The organism is Jonquetella anthropi DSM 22815 (genome assembly GCF_000237805.1).
GTDB classification, from domain to species: domain Bacteria; phylum Synergistota; class Synergistia; order Synergistales; family Dethiosulfovibrionaceae; genus Jonquetella; species Jonquetella anthropi.
On the sequence record NZ_CM001376.1, the window covers coordinates 680,062 to 698,838 of the forward strand.

At 59.9% G+C, this 18,777-nt stretch carries 18 protein-coding genes; 17 read left to right on the top strand and 1 reads right to left on the bottom strand.

Annotation, left to right across the window (positions count from 1 at the left end; genetic code table 11):
* Window position 1: 1 nt before the first annotated feature.
* From radA to JONANDRAFT_RS03100, 3 genes are read left to right on the top strand one after another with little or no spacing between them, the layout of a single operon-like run.
* Entirely contained in the window at window positions 2-1,426 is a 1,425-nt protein-coding gene (gene radA / locus JONANDRAFT_RS03090) for a DNA repair protein RadA (RefSeq protein ID WP_008522744.1), read from the top strand.
* Window positions 1,423-3,933, top strand: coding sequence for a leucine--tRNA ligase (leuS, locus tag JONANDRAFT_RS03095; protein ID WP_008522746.1), 2,511 nt, complete (start codon window positions 1,423-1,425; stop codon window positions 3,931-3,933). Before radA ends, leuS begins: the two co-directional genes overlap by 4 nt.
* Window positions 3,934-4,851 (top strand): DNA polymerase III subunit delta, encoded by a 918-nt coding sequence (locus JONANDRAFT_RS03100; RefSeq protein ID WP_008520863.1) that lies wholly within the window; start codon window positions 3,934-3,936, stop codon window positions 4,849-4,851.
* Between the two features lie 52 nt (window positions 4,852-4,903).
* Here the strand turns inward: JONANDRAFT_RS03100 and rpsT are convergent, their stop codons facing one another.
* Complete coding sequence (rpsT, locus tag JONANDRAFT_RS03105) at window positions 4,904-5,170, bottom strand: 30S ribosomal protein S20 (protein ID WP_008520864.1); 267 nt, start codon at window positions 5,168-5,170, stop codon at window positions 4,904-4,906.
* 111 nt (window positions 5,171-5,281) lie between these two features.
* On the opposite strand from rpsT, the gene JONANDRAFT_RS03110 reads away from it, so the two are divergent.
* From JONANDRAFT_RS03110 to JONANDRAFT_RS03170, 14 genes are all read left to right on the top strand, one after another.
* Window positions 5,282-7,201, top strand: coding sequence for an ATP-dependent DNA helicase (locus JONANDRAFT_RS03110; protein WP_008522753.1), 1,920 nt, complete (start codon window positions 5,282-5,284; stop codon window positions 7,199-7,201).
* A gap of 86 nt (window positions 7,202-7,287) precedes the next feature.
* The gene (gene rpmH / locus JONANDRAFT_RS03115; protein WP_008520868.1) at window positions 7,288-7,422 is read left to right on the top strand and encodes a 50S ribosomal protein L34; all 135 of its coding nucleotides are present in this window, start codon (window positions 7,288-7,290) and stop codon (window positions 7,420-7,422) included.
* Window positions 7,412-7,807 carry a ribonuclease P protein component gene (locus JONANDRAFT_RS03120; RefSeq protein ID WP_008520870.1) on the top strand — a complete coding sequence of 132 codons (396 nt, stop codon included), beginning with the start codon at window positions 7,412-7,414 and terminating at the stop codon, window positions 7,805-7,807. The genes rpmH and JONANDRAFT_RS03120 overlap by 11 nt, the downstream gene beginning before the upstream one ends.
* Entirely contained in the window at window positions 7,776-8,051 is a 276-nt protein-coding gene (gene yidD, locus JONANDRAFT_RS08035) for a membrane protein insertion efficiency factor YidD (protein ID WP_081465268.1), read from the top strand. The genes JONANDRAFT_RS03120 and yidD overlap by 32 nt, the downstream gene beginning before the upstream one ends.
* The gene (locus tag JONANDRAFT_RS03125; protein WP_008520874.1) at window positions 8,048-8,833 is read left to right on the top strand and encodes a YidC/Oxa1 family membrane protein insertase; all 786 of its coding nucleotides are present in this window, start codon (window positions 8,048-8,050) and stop codon (window positions 8,831-8,833) included. The genes yidD and JONANDRAFT_RS03125 overlap by 4 nt, the downstream gene beginning before the upstream one ends.
* A 38-nt stretch (window positions 8,834-8,871) precedes the next feature.
* Window positions 8,872-9,597, top strand: a complete 726-nt coding sequence (locus tag JONANDRAFT_RS03130; protein ID WP_008520875.1) for a R3H domain-containing nucleic acid-binding protein — start codon at window positions 8,872-8,874, stop codon at window positions 9,595-9,597.
* 207 nt (window positions 9,598-9,804) lie between these two features.
* Complete coding sequence (locus JONANDRAFT_RS03135) at window positions 9,805-10,692, top strand: fructose bisphosphate aldolase (protein ID WP_008520879.1); 888 nt, start codon at window positions 9,805-9,807, stop codon at window positions 10,690-10,692.
* A gap of 61 nt (window positions 10,693-10,753) precedes the next feature.
* Entirely contained in the window at window positions 10,754-12,001 is a 1,248-nt protein-coding gene (locus JONANDRAFT_RS03140; RefSeq protein WP_008520882.1) for a pyridoxal phosphate-dependent aminotransferase, read from the top strand.
* 113 nt (window positions 12,002-12,114) lie between these two features.
* Complete coding sequence (locus JONANDRAFT_RS03145; RefSeq protein ID WP_008520884.1) at window positions 12,115-13,980, top strand: thiamine pyrophosphate-dependent enzyme; 1,866 nt, start codon at window positions 12,115-12,117, stop codon at window positions 13,978-13,980.
* Window positions 13,980-14,546, top strand: a complete 567-nt coding sequence (locus JONANDRAFT_RS03150) for a 2-oxoacid:acceptor oxidoreductase family protein (RefSeq protein ID WP_008520886.1) — start codon at window positions 13,980-13,982, stop codon at window positions 14,544-14,546. Before JONANDRAFT_RS03145 ends, JONANDRAFT_RS03150 begins: the two co-directional genes overlap by 1 nt.
* A 4-nt stretch (window positions 14,547-14,550) precedes the next feature.
* Window positions 14,551-15,645, top strand: a complete 1,095-nt coding sequence (gene buk / locus JONANDRAFT_RS03155) for a butyrate kinase (protein WP_008520888.1) — start codon at window positions 14,551-14,553, stop codon at window positions 15,643-15,645.
* Window positions 15,646-15,657: 12 nt separating this feature from the next.
* Window positions 15,658-16,563 (top strand): bifunctional enoyl-CoA hydratase/phosphate acetyltransferase, encoded by a 906-nt coding sequence (locus JONANDRAFT_RS03160; protein WP_008520889.1) that lies wholly within the window; start codon window positions 15,658-15,660, stop codon window positions 16,561-16,563.
* Window positions 16,564-16,602: 39 nt separating this feature from the next.
* Entirely contained in the window at window positions 16,603-17,532 is a 930-nt protein-coding gene (locus JONANDRAFT_RS03165; protein ID WP_008520892.1) for a DMT family transporter, read from the top strand.
* Window positions 17,533-17,637: 105 nt separating this feature from the next.
* The gene (locus JONANDRAFT_RS03170; protein ID WP_008520894.1) at window positions 17,638-18,564 is read left to right on the top strand and encodes a bifunctional enoyl-CoA hydratase/phosphate acetyltransferase; all 927 of its coding nucleotides are present in this window, start codon (window positions 17,638-17,640) and stop codon (window positions 18,562-18,564) included.
* Window positions 18,565-18,777 lie beyond the last annotated feature (213 nt).

The window sequence follows — 18,777 nt, forward strand, 5'->3', positions numbered from 1 at the left end:
CATGCCGAAAAAGGACGTTCGCCGGTACGTCTGCAGCGAGTGCGGATATACCGGCTTGTACCCTTCCGGCAGGTGCCCGAGCTGCGGAAGCTGGGGCACGATGGCGGAAGAGCGGCCGACCGTCGTCCAGAACCGGGCGGGCGGCGCTCCTCGGGTGCTTACCCCCGAATCAATACGGGACATTCCCGCGCCGGTCAGGACGCCGTCAGGGATTGGAGAACTAGATCGGGTGCTCGGCGGCGGCTGGGTGCCCGGCGGGGTCGTGCTTTTAGGCGGTCAGCCTGGAATCGGCAAGTCGACGCTTCTCCTGCAGGTCTGCGGGGCGATGACGGCGGCAGGCTCAAAAGTGATCTACGTTTCAGGAGAAGAATCGGCCGGACAGCTCGGCTTGCGGGCTGCCCGGCTCGGCGTGCTACACGACGGGCTGGAAGTGTGCTGTCACACGGTCATTGACGAGGCGCTTCAGCTGGTCTCGGATCACGCCCTGTTGGTTGTGGACAGCGTTCAGGCCATGAGAGCTCAGGACGAGGACGGCTGGCCCGGCACGCCGACTCAGGTTCGGGCGGTGGCGCAGAGGTGTCTGGATTTCGCCAAGACGTCGGGCGTTCCGACCGTGCTTGTCGGGCACATCACCAAAGAAGGCCGTCTTGCCGGGCCGATGCTTTTGGAACACATGGTTGACACGGTGATCATGTTCAGCGGCGAGAAGACGTCCCTGTACCGCACTCTGAGGGCGAGCAAGAACCGATACGGCGGTACCGACGAGCTCGGAATTTTTGAAATGGGCGGCGAAGGGCTGGTCGAGGTCTCAGATCCCAGCTACCTGTACTGGAACAGGTCGGACAGCACCGTTTCAGGCGTCGCGATGACGGTTTTGTTGGAAGGCTCCCGGCCGCTCGTGGCGGAGATTCAGGCCCTTGCGGCTCAGTCGGAGTTCGCGTACCCGCGCCGGATGGGAATGGGCGTCGGCGCAAACAAGCTTCAACTTCTTTTGGCCGTCCTTGAGAGCCGGTGCGGCCTTCCGGCAGGGAAAAGCGACCTGTACTGCAACGTGGCCGGTGGCTTAGAAGTGAGGGATCCGGCGGCCGATTTGGCGGTCGCCGCGGCGCTAGCTTCGGCAGTGAGCGGCGTCCCTATCGGGCCGGACTGCTGTCTGCTGGCCGAGGTGGGGTTGGCCGGAGAGTTGCGCCCTGTGACGGCTCTTGGATCCCGCCTCAAGGAGGCGGAGCGGCTCGGGTTTCGGCGAGTGATCATCAGCAGCCGGGAAAAAGAGGCGCCATGCGGGCAGCTCGAGCTGATTCGTTTGGCGACGCTGGGGGACGTTTTGAGGGAATTGGGCGCCGCCGCTGGCGGCGCTGGAACAAGCAGAAAAAATAAACGGGACGACGAGGCGAAGAAGTCGACAGAGGAGAGACGCGGGATATGAACTACGATTTCACTGCAATCGAAAAGAAGTGGCAGAAGTACTGGGAGGAGCACAACACGTTCCAAGTGAAGGAAGATCCGTCTGTTCCGCCGGAGAAACGGCGGTACGTGCTGGATATGTTCCCTTACCCGTCCGGAGCCGGCCTGCACGTCGGTCATCCGGAGGGCTACACGGCGACGGACATTTACTGCCGCTATCTTCGCATGAACGGATACAACGTCCTTCATCCGATGGGGTTCGACTCGTTCGGCCTTCCGGCTGAAAACTACGCTATCAAAACGGGAACTCACCCCAGAGTGACGACCGAGGCGAATATTAACCGCTTCCGGCAGCAGATTAAATCGTTGGGCTTTTGTTACGACTGGAGCCGAGAGGTGGCGACCCATCAGCCGGAGTACTATCGGTGGACCCAGTGGCTGTTTCTCCAAATGTACCGAAAAGGGCTGGCCTACGAGGCAGAAACGCCGATCAACTGGTGTCCCTCATGCATGACCGGTTTGGCGAACGAAGAGGTCAAGGAAGGACACTGCGAGCGGTGCGGCTCTCATGTGGTCCGGCGCAACATGCGCCAGTGGGTTTTGAAGATCACCGAGTACGCTGAGCGGCTTCTGCAGGACGTGGACAAGCTGGACTGGCCGGAGGCAATCAAGGCCATGCAGCGCAACTGGATCGGCAAGAGCGTTGGGGCAGAAGTGACCTTCAGGATTGATGGCAGCGACAAGACGCTGACCGTGTACACGACCCGGCCTGACACGCTGTTCGGCGCCACCTACATGGTTCTGGCTCCCGAGCACCCGCTCGTCAAAGAACTGACGACGGACGAATGCAGGAAGCAAGTGGAAGAGTACATTGCCCGCGCCGCGCTCAAGTCGGACCTTGAGCGGACCGAGCTGAATAAGGAAAAGACCGGCGTTTTCACCGGCGCTTGGGCGATTAACCCGGTGACCGGGAAGAAGATTCCCCTGTGGATTGCCGACTACGTCATGGTATCGTACGGCACCGGGGCTATCATGGCGGTTCCTGCCCACGACCGGCGCGACTGGGAGTTTGCGAAAGTTTACGGCCTGCCGATCGTCCAAGTTCTTTCCGGCGGCGACGCGCAGAAAGAGCCGTTGGAAGAAGACGGCGAGCTGATAAACTCCGAGTTCCTGAACGGCCTCCGCAAAGCAGAGGCCATCGAGCGGATGATCGACTGGCTGGAGGAAAAACACATCGGCCGCCGAGCGGTCAACTACAAGCTGAGGGACTGGATCTTCTCGCGCCAGCGGTACTGGGGCGAGCCGATTCCGCTGGTTCACTGCCCGAAATGCGGCATCGTCCCGGTGCCGGAAGATCAGCTACCGCTGCGGCTGCCGGAAGTCGAAAAGTACGTCCCGACAGGCACAGGCGAGTCGCCTTTGGCGGCCGTTTCCTCGTGGGTGAACACGACCTGTCCCTGCTGCGGCGGGCCGGCCAAGCGGGAGACCAACACGATGCCCCAGTGGGCTGGATCGTGCTGGTATTACCTTCGGTATCTGGATCCGCGGAACGAAAAGGAATTCGCCTCGAAAGAAGCTATTGACTACTGGATGCCGGTTGATCTGTACGTCGGAGGCGCCGAGCACGCGGTGCTGCACCTGCTGTACGCCCGTTTCTGGCACAAGGTGTTTTTCGATCTGGGGCTTGTGAACACCGACGAGCCCTTCTCCCGGCTGGTGAATCAGGGAATGATTACTTCCTACGCCTACCAGAGGCCCAACAAGACGCTGGTTCCCACCGATGAAGTAGAAGAAACGGCACCGGATCGGTTTGTCGAGCGGGCGACCGGAGAGCCACTTGAACGGGTCATTGCCAAAATGTCCAAGTCCCTCAAAAACGTCATCAACCCGGACGACGTGATTCGCGATCACGGCGCAGATACGCTACGGCTGTACGAGATGTTCATGGGGCCGCTTCAGATGTCCAAACCGTGGTCGACCCAGGGTGTCGCGGGAGTTCAGCGGTTCCTCGAGAAAGTGTGCCGGTACGCTTCCAAGCCGCTGACTGACCGGCCTCTGGACGCGGAGACAGCAAAACTGCTTCACAAGACGATTCAGAAGGTGAGCGATGACACCGAGAGCCTGAACTTCAACACGGCTATTGCCCAGATGATGACGCTGATCAACGAAGTGAGTCGGGCTGATGACTGCCCGCGTCAGGTGCTGGAGCCGTTCACCCTGCTGCTGGCCCCGTACGCGCCGCATTTGGCGGAAGAGCTTTGGTCAACCGTTTTAGGCAACGAGCCGAGCGTTGCGGACCAGCCGTGGCCGAAGCACGACCAGTCGCTGACGGCAGAGACGACAAACCCCATAGCCGTTCAGATCAACGGAAAGAAGCGGGAGCTACTAGAGCTGCCTGCCGGCCTTTCCAAGGAAGACTTGCTGTCCGCCGTGCTGGCGTCGCCGGAAGTTCAGAAGCGGCTTGAAGGCGTCTCAATCGTCAAGTCCATCGTCGTGCCGGGCAAGCTGGTCAATTTGGTCGTCCGCTAAATGCCACGGCTCGTCGTGATCGTCGCTCCAAGCGGCGCGCAAAAGCGCCTGTTGGACGACGAGCTGGCTCGGCTTGCTAGCGAAGGGTTCTCGCTGGATCGGCGGTATCAGACATCCTCATGGGGACAGCTCGCCGAGGAAAGCTGCGCCTGCGGCCTGTTCGACGCGAAACGGGCCATCGTCGTGGAAGACGGCCTGAGCCTTGGGCCGCTTCCCGCCGACTGGCCGGCAAAAATAGGGGAGCAGGACGACGTTGCCGTCCTGCTCCTATACGAAAAGTCGCCTCAAAAACTCCTTGGCAAGGCCGCCTATGCGGCCTGTCGGGTTGTAAAGAACGAGCCGGCTCCGACGTGGCCTGACCGCCGCCGGGAGTGGCTGGTGCAGCTAGGACGCCAAGAGGGCATCCGGCTGTCCAGAGACGCCGCGGCTCTTTTAGTCGACTGGATCGAGGACGAAGAGGAGCTGCGCGGCGAACTCGACAAGTTTAAACTGGCGTTCCCCGGCGCGCCGATCGGCGTCGCCGAAGTGAACCAGCTGTCCAGCGACGAGGGCGGCCGGGCTTTGCTGGATCTGTTGGACGCGGTCGCTGACGCCAGCTTGGAAGGGGTTAAAAAGAGCTTAGAAAGCCTCCGCCTGCGTCAAGAGCTGATCATCGTGCTGAGCGCCCTGCACAAACGGGTCAGAGCTGCATGGTATGTCACGTGGCTTGGGGAAGGGCTCCAAAAGGCTTTGGGGCTCACCGATTATCAAACCCGAATTGCCTGCAAAACGGCCCGGCGATGGCCGCCGCATGTCCTAGCCCTGTTAACCGGCGAGCTGGTTCGGCTTTCGATGGCCGAGAGGACCGGCGACGGGCAGGGGTGGAACGGGCTGGAGATCGCTCTGTTGGGCGGCCTCTCCGCCTGTCGGCGGGCATAAAAAAAGACGCCGTTTCCGGCGTCGGGTGTTTCGGTTTGCTTGACGAGTGAGGTTAAGCGTTCAGGCTTTTAACCTTGTTGGACAGTCTGGACTTGCGGCGGGCAGCGGTGTTCTTGTGGATAACGCCCTTCACAACGGCCTTGTCCAGCACCGACTGGGCCGCGTCCAGACGCTTGACGGCCAGCTCGCTGTCGCCAGCGGCAACGGACTCAAGCACGCGCTTGACGGCCGTCTTGCAGCGGCTCTTCCAGTAACGGTTGTAAAGCCGGTTGCGCTCTGACGTCCGAACTCGCCTGATCGCTGATTTCTTGTTAGGCACCTGATTTCACCTCCTCGTACGACTAAAGCATTCTATCACGTTGAGCAGAAGATCTGCAATAAACCTCTGCGCAAATGTGGGGCTATTGTACCAAAAAATTGTGGTGATTGCATGGAAGATATTTTCGGCTCTGACGGGCTGCTGTCAATGGGCATGCCGGAGTTTGAGGTGAGGGAAGGACAGGGCGAACTGGCCGACGCAATCAGCCAGTTTCTTCTTTCGGACGAAAGAGTCTTTGCCGCCGAGGCTCCGACCGGCACGGGGAAAACCTACGCGGTCATGGTGCCGGCGATGCTTTGGGCGCAGCGGTACGGGCGGCGGCTCCTCGTCCTGACTTCCAGCGTGACGCTTCAGGAGCAGCTGGCGGATAAGGATATCCCAGCGCTGCAGGCCGCCCTTGGCCTCGAGCTGCGGTGCTGTCTGCTGAAGGGCAGAGGACACTACGCTTGTCTGCGAAAAGCCCTGTCGCTTGGCGACGAGGGCTTTCTGTCGTTTGACGGTGATGACGGCCAATTGTCCCAACGAATCGTCGCGTGGAGCGGCGAGACGGAGACGGGGGACTTGGCCGAACTGTCGCTGTCGGCGAATCATCCGGTCCTCGCCCGAATCGTCTCAAGCCACCAGACCTGTCTGGGAAAGCTCTGTCCGTGCCGGGACCGATGCTTCTACCGCCGGGCGATGCGTCGGGCGTCCGAGAGCGACGTGGTGGTGTCAAACTATCACAAGTATTTCGCGTACCGGCTCGACGGCGAGGAATTTCCGATTCCCTGCGACCTAATTGTCTGCGATGAGGCTCACGCCATGTCGGCGTCCGCCCGGTCCGTTGCGGCGGTTTCGTCACGGCGTGGGGAATGGGATCACGTCCTGCGCCACGTCCCGCCGGCGGTCAAAAGCCTTTTGGAGACGTCCGAAGGCGATTCGGAAAAGGCGCTGGCTGACGTCTTGACGTCACTTCGAGCTCAGGCGGAAGAGCTTTTCTTGTACCTTCAGCTTCCTCAGCCGGAAAATTCGCCGAACAACCCCTACAGCGACCGCGTTCTGGCGTCCGGCGGCGAGCTGACTGGCGGCGCGTCAAGGCTGGCTGAACGCGTTTTGTCCCACCCGGCCGCAGAGGACGACGAGGGGAATCTGCCGGCCGTCCAGTGGGCACTTGGCCTTTCTGACATGGCCCGGCGGCTGAACCAGTGCTGTGATACGTCCCGATGGCCCGAGTGGGCGTACTGGCACGATCACGAAAGCCTGAAGTGTTCGCCGGTCACAGGGGCGCCGATGATTTCTGAGGTATTGGATACGCCTGACGCCCCGAAGATCGTGGCCGTGTCGGCTACCATGACGGTGGACGGAAAGTTCAACTTTTGGGCTGCAGAGACGGGACTGTGGCCTGATGAGACTCGGATTATGCCGTCGCCGTTCAATTTATCGGAGCAGATGTCAGTGCACGTGGTCGACTTAGGGGTCCGTGTCATGGACCGGGAATACGGTGAGCGGGTGGCGAAAGTATGCCGCCGGTACTGCGTCAGGAACAAAGGGGCAACGCTCGTTCTCCTGTCGTCGCGGCGGCTGCTTGAAAGCGTCGCTGGATATTTGAAAGGTCACGCCTCTGCCGACGGCTATTGCGTGCTCGCCCAAGGGGACAAGCCGAGCGCCGAGCTGCTTGCCCAGTTCCGGAAAAACGACGGGGAAGCGAAGGTGCTCGTCGGGCTAGCGTCGTTTCGGGAAGGCGTAGACGTGGCGGGCGACGCTCTGACGCAGGTCATCATCGATCGGATTCCCTTTTCGCACCCTGACGATCCGATAGTCCAAGCGCGCCGAGCCCTTGAGGGCGGAAAGTACTTCACCGCCGTCGAGTTGCCTGGGGCGAAAATGAGGCTTCGTCAGGCCATGGGACGGCTGATTCGATCGAAAACAGACCACGGCCGAGTCGTTATTCTGGACTCGCGGATCACTCAGAAACAGCAGTGGAAGTTCATCGACTCTCTACCGCCTGCTCCTTTGAAAAGAGTCGTGGTGAAGACGGCACCTTCCTGTTGATAGGTCAACCGTGATGTGTTATAGTTTCCCAGTTAGCTTAATAATCTCGGCAGGGGGAACCTCTTCTGCCTCTGGAGGTGTCTTGCATGAAACAGACTTTTCAGCCTCACAACCGGCCTCGGAAACGGTCCATGGGATTTTTGGCCCGGAGCCGCTCTGTCGGCGGGCGGGCCGTTTTGGCGAATCGTCGGGCCAAAGGCCGCAAGCGGCTTGCAGTGTAACCTAAGGACGCCGTTCTCGTATCCCAAAGAGATCCGACTCAGAAAATCCTGGGAGTTTGACACGGTCTTCCGCACCAAGGGGCGGCTTCGCGGCCAGTTGGTGCGGTTGCTCTATGTTCAGGCCCCTGACGGGAAGACCCGGTGGGGGCTGGCGGTTGGAAAGCGGCTCGCAAAAGCCAACGGACGGGTTCATGGCCGCCGGCTTCTGCGGGAGGCCATTCGCCGGCTTCACCCGTGGGTTCGGCAGGGACTGTGGATTGTCGCTTCCCTGTCAGAAACGGGATTGACTGCGCCGGCGCCTTTGGTGTATCAAGATTTGCGCCGGCTTTTATTGAGCCGCGGATTGTTGACCGATGTTCCGGCTGAGCCTCTCTGGAATCCTTGAAAGAGTTCTGTCTGGCTGCATTCGGTTTTATCAGCTCGGCATTTCACCGCTGTTGGGACGCGGAAAGTGTCGTTTTTTCCCCAGCTGTTCAGAGTACGCTCGTCAGGCGATACAGTTGCACGGCCCGTTGAAGGGCCTGTGGCTTGCCTTAAAGCGTATTGTACGATGCGGTCCTTGGTCTCCCGGCGGCTATGATCCAGTGCCGAAACCGGGCGAGGGGACGACAACCGTTAAGGAGAGGTGAATGCCGTGTGGGCAGCAGCCAGCAAAGCCTTATATGATTTTCTTTCGTTGATTTACAGCGTGGTCGGCTCATGGGGATGGGCAATCCTCATTCTGACGCTGATCATCCGCGCTGTTCTGCACCCGCTGAACAAGAAGCAGATGGTCAGCATGCAGAAGATGCAGAAGCTTCAGCCGCGAATTAAGGTCCTTCAGGAAAAGTACGCCAATGACCGGGAAACTCTCGGCCGGGAGACGATGGCGCTTTACCGGGAGAACAAGGTGAACCCGGCTTCTGGGTGCCTTCCCCTGCTGATTCAGCTGCCTATCCTTATTCTGCTGTTTCAGGTCCTTCGCACGTCCTCCTTTGGCGGCGCGTCGTTCTTCGGCATTTCGCTCGAAGGATCGGTGTACACGCAGCTGGCTCAGGCGACCGGCTTTGCGTTTAATAACCCGTCTGAACTGGGATTCTTCGCTCTGATGAGCCACGTCTTCAAGAATCCGTCAGGGCTGTCGAACGTCCTGATCTGGCTGCCCAACTTGGCCCTTGTGATTTTGATCTGCTACCTCACGTGGCTTCAGCAGAAGATGAGCTCGGCTGGAAACCAGCAGATGGGCGCCATGCTCGTTTTTATGCCCATCCTGATGGCGTTTATCTGCCTGAGTTTGCCCGGCGGCGTCGCCCTGTACTGGGCCGCGTCGAGCCTGCTGGCGGCCATTCAGCAGATTCAAGTTGTCCGAAAGGTGGAGAACGAGGAGAAGCCAGTTCTTCTGAAGGACCGTCCGAAGAAGGAAAGCGATTGACCGCTGTCCCTGCGGTTGTCAGCGGAGGAGGTAAGCCAATGACCGACGAAGTGATATCTCAAAACGACGAGATACTGACTCTTGAAGGCGGCTCGGAGGATGAAATTCGCGCCGAGGCAGCCCGCCAGTGGGGCGTTTCCCCTGACGAAGTAACGATTAAAGTGGTTGATCAGGAGAAGAGCTTTTTTGGGCTGTTCGGCCGCAAGCTCCGCGCCGAGGTCCGTCCGCTCTATCCCTGCCCTGTCAGGGCCGCGAAGAAGCGGCTGGAAACGCTTTTCGGCCTGATGGACTTTGACCTTGACGCGTCTGTGCTCGGCGACGACAAAATCAACCTGTCGGGATACGACTCAAAGCGCCTGATCGGGCGCCACGGAGAAGGGCTGAAAGTGGTCGACTACTTGTCGAACCTGATGTCCCGTTCGCAGGGAATCGGTGGCCGAGTGAGAGTCGACTGTGACGGCTACAGGCGCCAGAGGGAAAAAGAGCTGGAGCAGATAGCCCTTGACGCGGCTCAGGAAGCTATGAAGAGCAAGCGGACGGTCTTCTTGGAGCCGATGTCGAGCTGGGAGCGTCGGTTGGTCCATCTGGCGCTGCGGGAGAGCCTCGTTGTGGAAACCCATTCGGTGGGGATTGAGCCGCACAGGAAAGTCGCTGTTCGTCTGATCGGCTCGGGCCGAGACCGCGAAAGACCGGCTTCAGCTGAGTCCGAGGCGCCGCGGCGCCCGCATCGCCGGCCAAGACGCCGTCCAGCTCAGAATAACTAACCTATCGTCAGGAGCGGGAGTTGTCTCCCGCTCCTTTTTTGTCGTTCGGCGGACGCCGGCGACACTTGAGAAAGTACGGCAAAGTTTTTCTCCTGCGCGGTGAAAAACTGGTGAAGCCCTGTAAACGGGCCGAATATCGCAGGTCTGAACCGAGCTTTTAACGGTATAATACAAGCGTAGATTATTACGTTGAAAGGGGTCGGAAGGATGGACGCAAAACAGCTGGATCATATGAGATCAGGCAAGGGATTCGTGGCTGCTCTTGACCAGAGCGGCGGCAGCACGCCCTGGGCGTTGGCAGCCTACGGCATCGCCGAAGGATCGTGGAAGAGCGAGGAGGAAATGTTTGACCTCGTACATGCCATGAGAACCAGAATCGTCACGAGTCCGGCTTTTACGTCCCAGCGCATTTTAGGGGCGATCCTGTTTGAGCAGACAATGGAGCGGAGCGTCGAAGGCCTGATGACCGCGCGGTACCTTTGGGAGAAGAAGGGCGTCGTGCCGTTCCTCAAAGTGGACAAGGGCTTGGCCCCTGCCGAGAACGGAGTGCAGATGATGAAGCCATTCCCAGATCTTGACTCGCTGTTGGATCGGGCTGTCGAGCGGGGAATTTTTGGTACCAAAATGCGCTCCCTCGTGAAGGAAGCCAGCCCCAAGGGGATAGAAGACGTGGTGTCTCAGCAGTTCCAGTGGGCGGAAAAGATCATCGCTAAAGGACTGGTTCCCATCGTGGAGCCGGAGGTTGACATTCACGCGGAGCACAAGGACAAAGCGGAGGAACTGTTGAAGGAACAGATCGTCCGTCGGCTTGACGAGCTGGCGGAGGGGCAGAATGTGATTTTGAAGCTGACCCTGCCAACCAAGGCTGGGTTCTATGCTGACCTAGGGAATCACAAACGGGTCCTCCGAGTCATGGCCCTGTCGGGCGGATATAGCCGGGACAAGGCATGTGAGCTTTTGGCCTTGAATCACGGGATGATCGCCAGCTTCTCTCGGGCCCTGACGGAAGGGCTCTTGGTCGGACAGTCTGACGACGAGTTTAACAGCCTTTTGGACCGGGCGATCGAAAAGATTTTCAACGCATCTGTCAAGTAACGTTCAAGGACCGGAAGAACTCCGGTCCTTGAACGCGTATATACGAACTGGAGGGGTATGAATGACGCTTTTGGCTCACCAGGAAAGGGCGCAGGGCGCTCCGGACACAATCTTCGCTTATGCCGGACAGGCGGCTACTCGGGCAGCCCAAGTCGGACGGGATAACATTGTCAACGCCACGATAGGGTCGTTCCTCAACGCTGACGGCTCTCTGGCAACCCTGCCGGCCGTTGAGCTGGCGATGGCCGAGGTGCCTTTTAAGGCCAAGGCCAGTTATGCGCCGATTGACGGGATCCCTGCGGCAATAGACGCGATGATCGACGACATTTTCCGGGACTGTCGTCCGAATGCTTTCATCGAAGGCGTTGCGACGCCCGGCGGCGCTGGAGCTTTGCACAACGCGTTCTCTAACTACTTAACTCGGGGTGACGTCTGTCTGACGACCAATTATTACTGGGACAACTACGACGCGCTGTTGCGGCTGAACGGCTGCTCCCTCGAGACTTTCCCAATGCTTGGCAGCGGTGAAAGTTTTAACACTGAAGGGTGCTTAGCCGCGTGCCGGGAGAGGGCAAAGAAGCAGAAGAACGTGATGCTTCTGCTGAACACGCCGGCTCATAACCCGACCGGTTTTTCGGTTCCTCTGGCGGATTGGAAGGCCCTTGTTGCTGGGCTGAAGGACTTGGCGAAGTCCCATCAGGACGGCGGGGTTGTGGTCGTCGTCGACGTGGCGTACATCGATTACGCCGGGTTCGGATCGCGGGAGTTCTTCAAGTGCTTTGAGAACTTGCCGGAAAACATGATCACGATCGTCTGCGCTTCGATGAGCAAGGGCTACACCATTTACGGTTACCGGTTGGGCTGTGAAATCTGCATTGCCCCGACGAAGGCCTCAGCAGAAGAGTTCAAGCACGCCAGCGGAACGACTGCCCGGGGGACGTGGTCCAACTGCAGCCGGCCGGCGATGGAAATGGTGCTTCAAATTGCCTCAGACCCTGAAAAGCTGGCTCGGTTCCGCCGCGAACAGGAGGAGTTCGCCGGCTCTCTGGCCCGCCGGGCGAACGCGTTTTTGTCCGAAGCCAAACAGGTCGGTCTGAAGCCCTGCCCCTATCAGAGCGGATTCTTCATTTACGTTCCTACGCCGACCGATGACGACGCTCGTCGTCTGGCTGCCGAGCTGCAGAAGGCCGACGTTTTTACCGTGCCGCTTGGCAAGGGCGTTCGGGTTGCCATCTGCGCTATCAGCGAGGAGAAGATAGCCGGTTTGGCGACGTTGATTCACAAGGATATGCAGGTGCTTGGGCTTTAGATCCCGTTAAGATTTTGGGCACTCCACCGTTTGGGCGGGCCCTTTGAGGGGAACGGGGGCAATTGACAAGCAGAGGCAGTCAGTGAGAAGTTTCAGTGACGGGGGGAGAGAGAATGAGAGAAATTCTTTTGGGGAACGAGGCGATCGCCCGAGCGATTGTCGAGGCAGGGTGCGAGGTGGCGACTGCCTATCCTGGTACGCCGTCTTCGGAGATCCTGCCGGCGGTTGCGTTTTGGGCTGATCAGTTAAAGACGAACACGGCTGTCGAATGGGGCGCCAACGAGAAAGTCGCTTTTGAGGTGGCTGTCACAGCTGCCATGTCGGGCAAACGGTCCTGCGTCGTGATGAAGCAGGTCGGCCTGAACGTGGCGGCCGACCCGTTCATGAGCACGGCCCTGATGCCTCAGCGCGGCGGGTTCCTTCTTGTCGTGTCGGACGATCCGGGCCCGCACAGCTCTCAGACCGAGCAGGATTCCAGAATGTACGCATGGTTCGCCAAGATCCCGTGCTTTGATCCGTCGTCAGTCAGCGAGGCGATGGAGATGGCCAAAGACGGTTTCGACCTGTCCGAGCGGTTCGGCATCACGGTCATGCTTCGCCCCACGGGGAAGATCGACCATGCCAAGCAGGCTGTCGAGCTGAGCGATATGGTTGTTCCGCCGCGTCCCGACGCCAAGTTTCAAAAAGACGCCAAACGGTGGGTCTGCCTTCCCGCGCGGGTGGTGGAGAACCATCCGCGGGTCAACCGCGTGGTGGAGGAGGTCCGTCAAGCCTTTGGGACTGAATTTGGAAAGTACAACTACGAGGTGCCCTGCGGAAGCGGCAAGGCCAAGCTCGGCGTCATCGCCGGAGGTTCGGCGTTCGCCTTTCTGACCGACCTGCTCAAGGACTTGGGGCGCGACGACGTGGACATTCTTAAAATTGGCACGCCGGTTCCTCTGCCTTGGCAGCTCTGCGACGACTTTATCGCCCGGCACCCTCGAACGCTGGTGTTGGAACAGACCTACCCGGTAATTGAGCGGCAGCTTCTGGACCGCCGGAACGTGATGGGCCGCTGGAACGGGTACGTTCCCGGCGCGGGCGAACTGACGCCTGACGTTATCGAAGGCGTTTTGTTCCGGGCCCTCGGCGAGGAACAAACGGGGAAGGCGGACGAGCGTTTGGCTGAGGCCCGGCGGCTGATGGGCGTGGCCGACAGGCCGCCGACCTTGTGCCCCGGCTGTCCGCACCGGTCGAGCTTCTTCTCGATTCGTCACGCGCTGCCGAAGGCGATCAACCCGTCGGATATCGGCTGCTACACCTTGGGAGTCCGTCAGGCGGCGGTCGACACGGTCATCGACATGGGCGCAGCTGTGACCGCCGCTTCAGGTCACTATTTGGCTCAAAAAGTCAACGGAACTATTGACCGGCCGATTGTGGCGACGATCGGAGACTCGACGTTCTTCCACAGCGGCATTACTGGGCTCGTCAGCGCGGTATACAACCGGCATGCGTTCGTCCTGTGCATTCTGGACAACCGAATCACCGCTATGACCGGCGGACAGGCAAGCCCGAACACTGGCGAAAAGCTTCGCCAGGGAGACGTTGGCCTTCAGGTGGAGCTTGAGCCGCTGTGCCGAGGGTTGGGCGTGGGCTACGTGAAGACCCTCGACGCTTACGATACGGTAGGCAACGAGGAGCAGGTGCGTCAGGCGTGGAATTACGCGCTGGAGCACCAGGAGCCGACGGTTCTTGTGTTCAAGTACCCGTGCATTACCATGCTGAAGGTTCGGCCCGAACGGCGTCCTGTGACGGTAGACAAAGACACCTGCATTGGGTGTCGGATCTGCATCAATCAGTTCAACTGCCCCGGCTTGGCGTACAGCGCCGAGACGAAGAAAGTCTCTGTTGACGAGCGGTACTGCGTCAGCTGCGGCGTCTGCACCGCCGTATGTCCGCACGGAGCAATCCGCCGCCGTGATGAAGGGAGAGATGCCTGATGCAGTACGTCATCGTTGGGACTGGCGGACAGGGCGTCCTTTTTGCCAGCAAGGTCCTTGGATATCTGGCACTGAAGAACGGGCAGAAGGTGCTGGCCAGCGAAGTTCACGGCATGGCTCAGCGAGGCGGTAGCGTGGTCAGCCACTTTAAAGTGGGAGATTACAGCTCGCCGCTTGTGACGCCGGGGCACGCGGACGTCATTCTGGCGTTTGACCAGAACGAGGCGGCCCGGAGCCTTGAGTTCCTTCACAGCGACGGCACGGTGGTCGTCAACCTGCACGACACGAAGGCGTGGAATAACGCGCCTTTGGCTGGCTGGCTGGCCGACAATCAGATACGAGTCTGCGCCATGGAGGGCTACGAGATTCTCAAAAGACATATGGGCGGCCGTTTCCTGTTCATGAACGTGCTGATTCTTGGTGCCCTCGTCGCTTCAGGCGTCGCCGGCATCAGCTACGACGAAATGGAGGCGGCTGTCGGAGCCTTGGCGCCTGAAAAGTTTAAGGCCGACAACCTGAAGGTGCTGAAGCTGGGCTACGACGCGGTGATGAGCCGCAAGGAGTGAGAGCGTGAGCTATCAAATTCTGGCAATCAACCCGGGTTCAACCAGCACGAAGGTCGCGTGGTTCTGCGACGATAAACCGCTTTGGAGTGAGACGATCGCTCACGACGCCGCTGAAACGAGCAAGTATCCCAGAGCGGCGGACCAGTACGACTTTCGGCTGAAGGCCGTGAAAGACTGCGTCGCTTCCCACGGGAGCCATCTCGAAGACCTGTCGGCCGCAATCGGCCGGGGCGGCATTATCGACCCGCTTCCCGGCGGAACGTACCGGGTTGACGAGGCTCTTGTCGCTCGGCTACAGACCGGCAAGCCGTGGGACCACGCGTCCTGCCTCGGCGGCCGGATTGCCTACGGCCTAGCGGAGCCGCTGGGGAAGCCGGCGTACATCATTGACCCAGTTTCGGTTGACGAGCTGTGTCCCGAGGCTCGCCTTTCCGGCCTGCCTCAGACGCCGCGGGTATCCCTCGTCCACGCGCTGAACGTGAAGGCGACCGTCCGTCGGGCGGCTCATGATCTCGGGCTTGACTGGCAGAAGGCGAACTTCGTCGTCGCCCACTTGGGCGGCGGCGTGACGATTTGCGCTCACGCCAAAGGGCGCATCATCGATTTCGACAGCGGAAACGACGGGGGCCCGATGTCACCCGAACGGGCCGGTCGGCTGCCGGCGATTGAGATCGTCAAATTGTGCTTTGAAAGCGGGCTGTCCCAGAGCGCCCTGAAAAAGTATCTGGCCGGCGGAAGCGGAATTAAAGCGTGGCTCGGCACTCACGACGTTCGGGCTGTCCGTCAAATGGCGACAGACGGGGACGCTAAGGCGCAGCTGATCTTAGACGCGTTCGCGTATCAGGTCGCGTGTTCGATGGGTATGATGGCGGCCAGTTTGTCCGGAGACGTGGACGCCCTTCTGTTCACCGGCGGCATATCGCACGACTCTGAGCTTGTGGCCGCGATCGAGCGCCGGGTCGGCTGGATTGCCCCGTGTCTGATTTATCCCGGAGAGGACGAGATGGCTGCTCTCTGCGGCGGCGCCCTACGGGTCTTTCAGGGATTAGAAACGGCGCGGGACTATCGGTCCAGCGTGCTGAAACGGGAATCGAATTAAGGAGACCGAATCATGAGCTTTTCGCACCTTACTGATTTATATGCCCTGTCGAGCCGCGGCGGCGTGAGGCGGCTCGCGGCAGTATGTCCCTACGAGGCCGACGCGCTGGAAGCCATTGCTGAAGCTCACCGTCGGGGGCTTGTTGACGCCCGTCTGGTAGGTGACGAAGGCCGCATTCGCGGCAAGGCGGCGGAACTGGGGCTTGACCTTTCAGGATGCTCGTTTATTCCGGCTTCAGACGATTATCAAGCCGCCCAGTTGGCGGTCACGGCGGTTTCTTCCGGCGAGGCCGACTTGCTGATGAAGGGCATGATCAAGACGGCGTCGCTGCTCAAGGCCGTTCTCAACAAAGAATGGGGACTGCGGAGCGGAGCGCTGCTTTCCCACCTCGCCATCGTGGAGCCGGACGGCATCGGTCGGCCGATTGGAATCACCGACGGCGGGATGAACATCGCCCCGGATCTGGCGGCGAAAGAGGCCATCATCGCCAACGCTGTTGAGTGCTTTCACCAGTTGGGAGTCGCGTGTCCCAAGGTGGCGTGCTTGGCGGCGGTCGAGGTCGTTAACCCGGACATGCCGGCGACGGGAGACGCGGCGGCCCTGACGGCGATGAACCGGCGCGGGCAGATTTCAGGCTGCCTCGTCGACGGGCCGTTGGCGTTGGATAACGCGGTTGACGCCGCGGCGGCCAAGACGAAGGGGATTGATTCGCCAGTCGCCGGCCAGGCGGATATCCTGCTGGTTCCCTCGATTGAGCCGGGCAACATGGTGGGGAAGACCGTCATGTTCCTCGCTCGGAAGTCGTGCGCCGGCGTCATCTTGGGGGCAAAGGCCCCGGTTGTGATGACGAGCCGTTTTGACTCCATGGAGTCAAAACTCCTGTCAATTTCTTTAGGCGCGGCGATAGCCCGCCGGTAAGTGTGAGAGAAGGCATCGGCTGAGAGGGGAGAACCGGCAGTGTCAAAAACGGTAAAAGGCTGTCTGCTCGCTGGGTTGACTGGGATTTTGTGGGCTCTCAGCAGCCCAATATCAAAGTACCTCGGACGGCGGGGAACAGACATCCTGAATGTGACGCTGATTCGCGTCGTGCTCACGTCCGTTCTGCTGGCGGCGTGGTTTTTGCTGAAACGACGGGAACTGTTTCGGATAGATCTGAAACTTTTTGCCGTGTTGTTCCTCTTCGGCCCGTTTCTTGGGGTGGGGCTGTACTACGGTTTCGGCATGTCGGCAGTTTACTTGCCTGTGGCGACGGCTCTGGTGATTCACTACACCTTCCCGATGATGGTCACGGTAACGGCCGCGCTGCTGCTCAAGGAGCGGCCTACCCGAAGCGACGTGCACTCCGCGCTGCTCATCATCGTCGGCGTGGTGCTGTGCGCGTTCACTCCCCAATGGACGATCGACACGACAGTCTCACTTCCCGGTGTGCTGTGGGGATTCGCCGCCGTGGTCGGCATGGTGGGACAGACCCTGTTCAGCCGCTTGGTGGTGAGGCAGGGAAAAATCAGCTCGCTGACGCAGCTGTTTTACGTTCACATCTCGGCGGCGTTTTGGCTGGCGGTTTATCGTCTTTTCGTTGACTGTGCGCCGCTGTCGAAATTGACTGCAGTCGACTTGAGTTGCACGCTCGTTCAGGCTGTGTGTTCCAGCCTGATCGCCTACGCGGCGTATGGGTTTGCGATGATCTTTATTCCAGCCTCAACGGCCAGCATGATGGCGTCCGGGGAAATCGTCGGAGCTGTGGCTATCGCCGCCGTCGCCTTGGGCGAGTGGCCGACCGTGCCGCACCTGTTGGGCTGCGCGGCTGTGATGACAGCAATCTGCGTCTCGGCCGCCGGGCAGCGCAAGCGGGAGCGTTTTAGCGTCACGCCGTCCGACGTGGCCTGAACGGGGAAAATAATGTAAAATTAACCGGTATGACGAAATATTGTGGTATTTTGCGGCTTCTGGGCTTGGGAGGCCGACATAATCTGAAAGGGGACATGTGCAATTATGGAACAGATTCGGTCGTTGAGCGCACTTCTTGAGCACGCCAAAAAGATCACCGCAGAGAAGGGGCCGAAACGGATCAGCGTGGCGAAAGCCGACGATCCGGGGTTGCTGACGGCGCTTGAGCAGGCTCGGTCGTGCGGGATGGCGACGTTTGTGCTGACCGGCGACGAGGACAAGATCAAAGCGGCGGCCCAGCAGGCGAACGTCGACTTGGCGAGCTATCAGATCATCAACGTGACCAACGAGCCGGAAATGGGATTGGCTGCCGTCAAGGAAGTGTCCGGCGGCAAGGCGGATATTTACATGAAGGGGCAGATTCACACGAACCACTTCCTTCGCGGCATGCTCAACAAAGAGGTTGGGCTCCGCATGGGAAAGAACACCATCTCTCACTGCTACTTCCACCACATCGAGGGATTCGATCGGATCCTCTTCATCTCCGACGCAGCGTTCAACATGTACCCCGATCTGGCTCAGAAAGCCGACATCGTCAAGAACACGGTCAAGCTGGCCAAGGCGTTCGGCGTCCAGTGCCCGAAGGTGGCGTGCTTGGCGGCCGTCGAAGTGGTGAACCCCGACATGCCGGCCACGCTCGACGCAGCGGCTCTGGCGGCGATGGGAAACCGTGGGCAGATCCCCGGCTGCATCATCGACGGGCCGTTTGCCCTCGACAACGCGATCAACGAAGAGTCGGCCAAGACGAAGGGCATCACGTCGCCGGTGGCTGGCAAGGCTGATATTCTGCTCGTCCCGAACATCGAGGCGGGCAACATGATGGCCAAGGCAATCGTTTACTTCACCAAGAACGAGACCGCCGGGCTGATTTTGGGCGCAGCCGCCCCGATTATCCTGACGAGCCGCGCAGACTCGCCGCGGACGAAGCTCACCTCGATCGCCGCTGCCGTTACTCTGGCGGACAACAAGTAAATAGCAGGCTGTCTCCTCAGGGCAGAGGAGACAGCCTTTTTTGCGATCGCTTTCAGCTGACGTCCGAGCGGGCCGCGCCTGAAACAGGCGTGTCAATCCCGGCGGCTGGACAGACGGAGACGGCGGGCATAAACTAGTTCCGCAGGAGTTGATTTGCCGCCGCTGTCTAGGCGGCGCTCAAGGCGGTTGGTTCATGCCGATGACCGAGCAGAA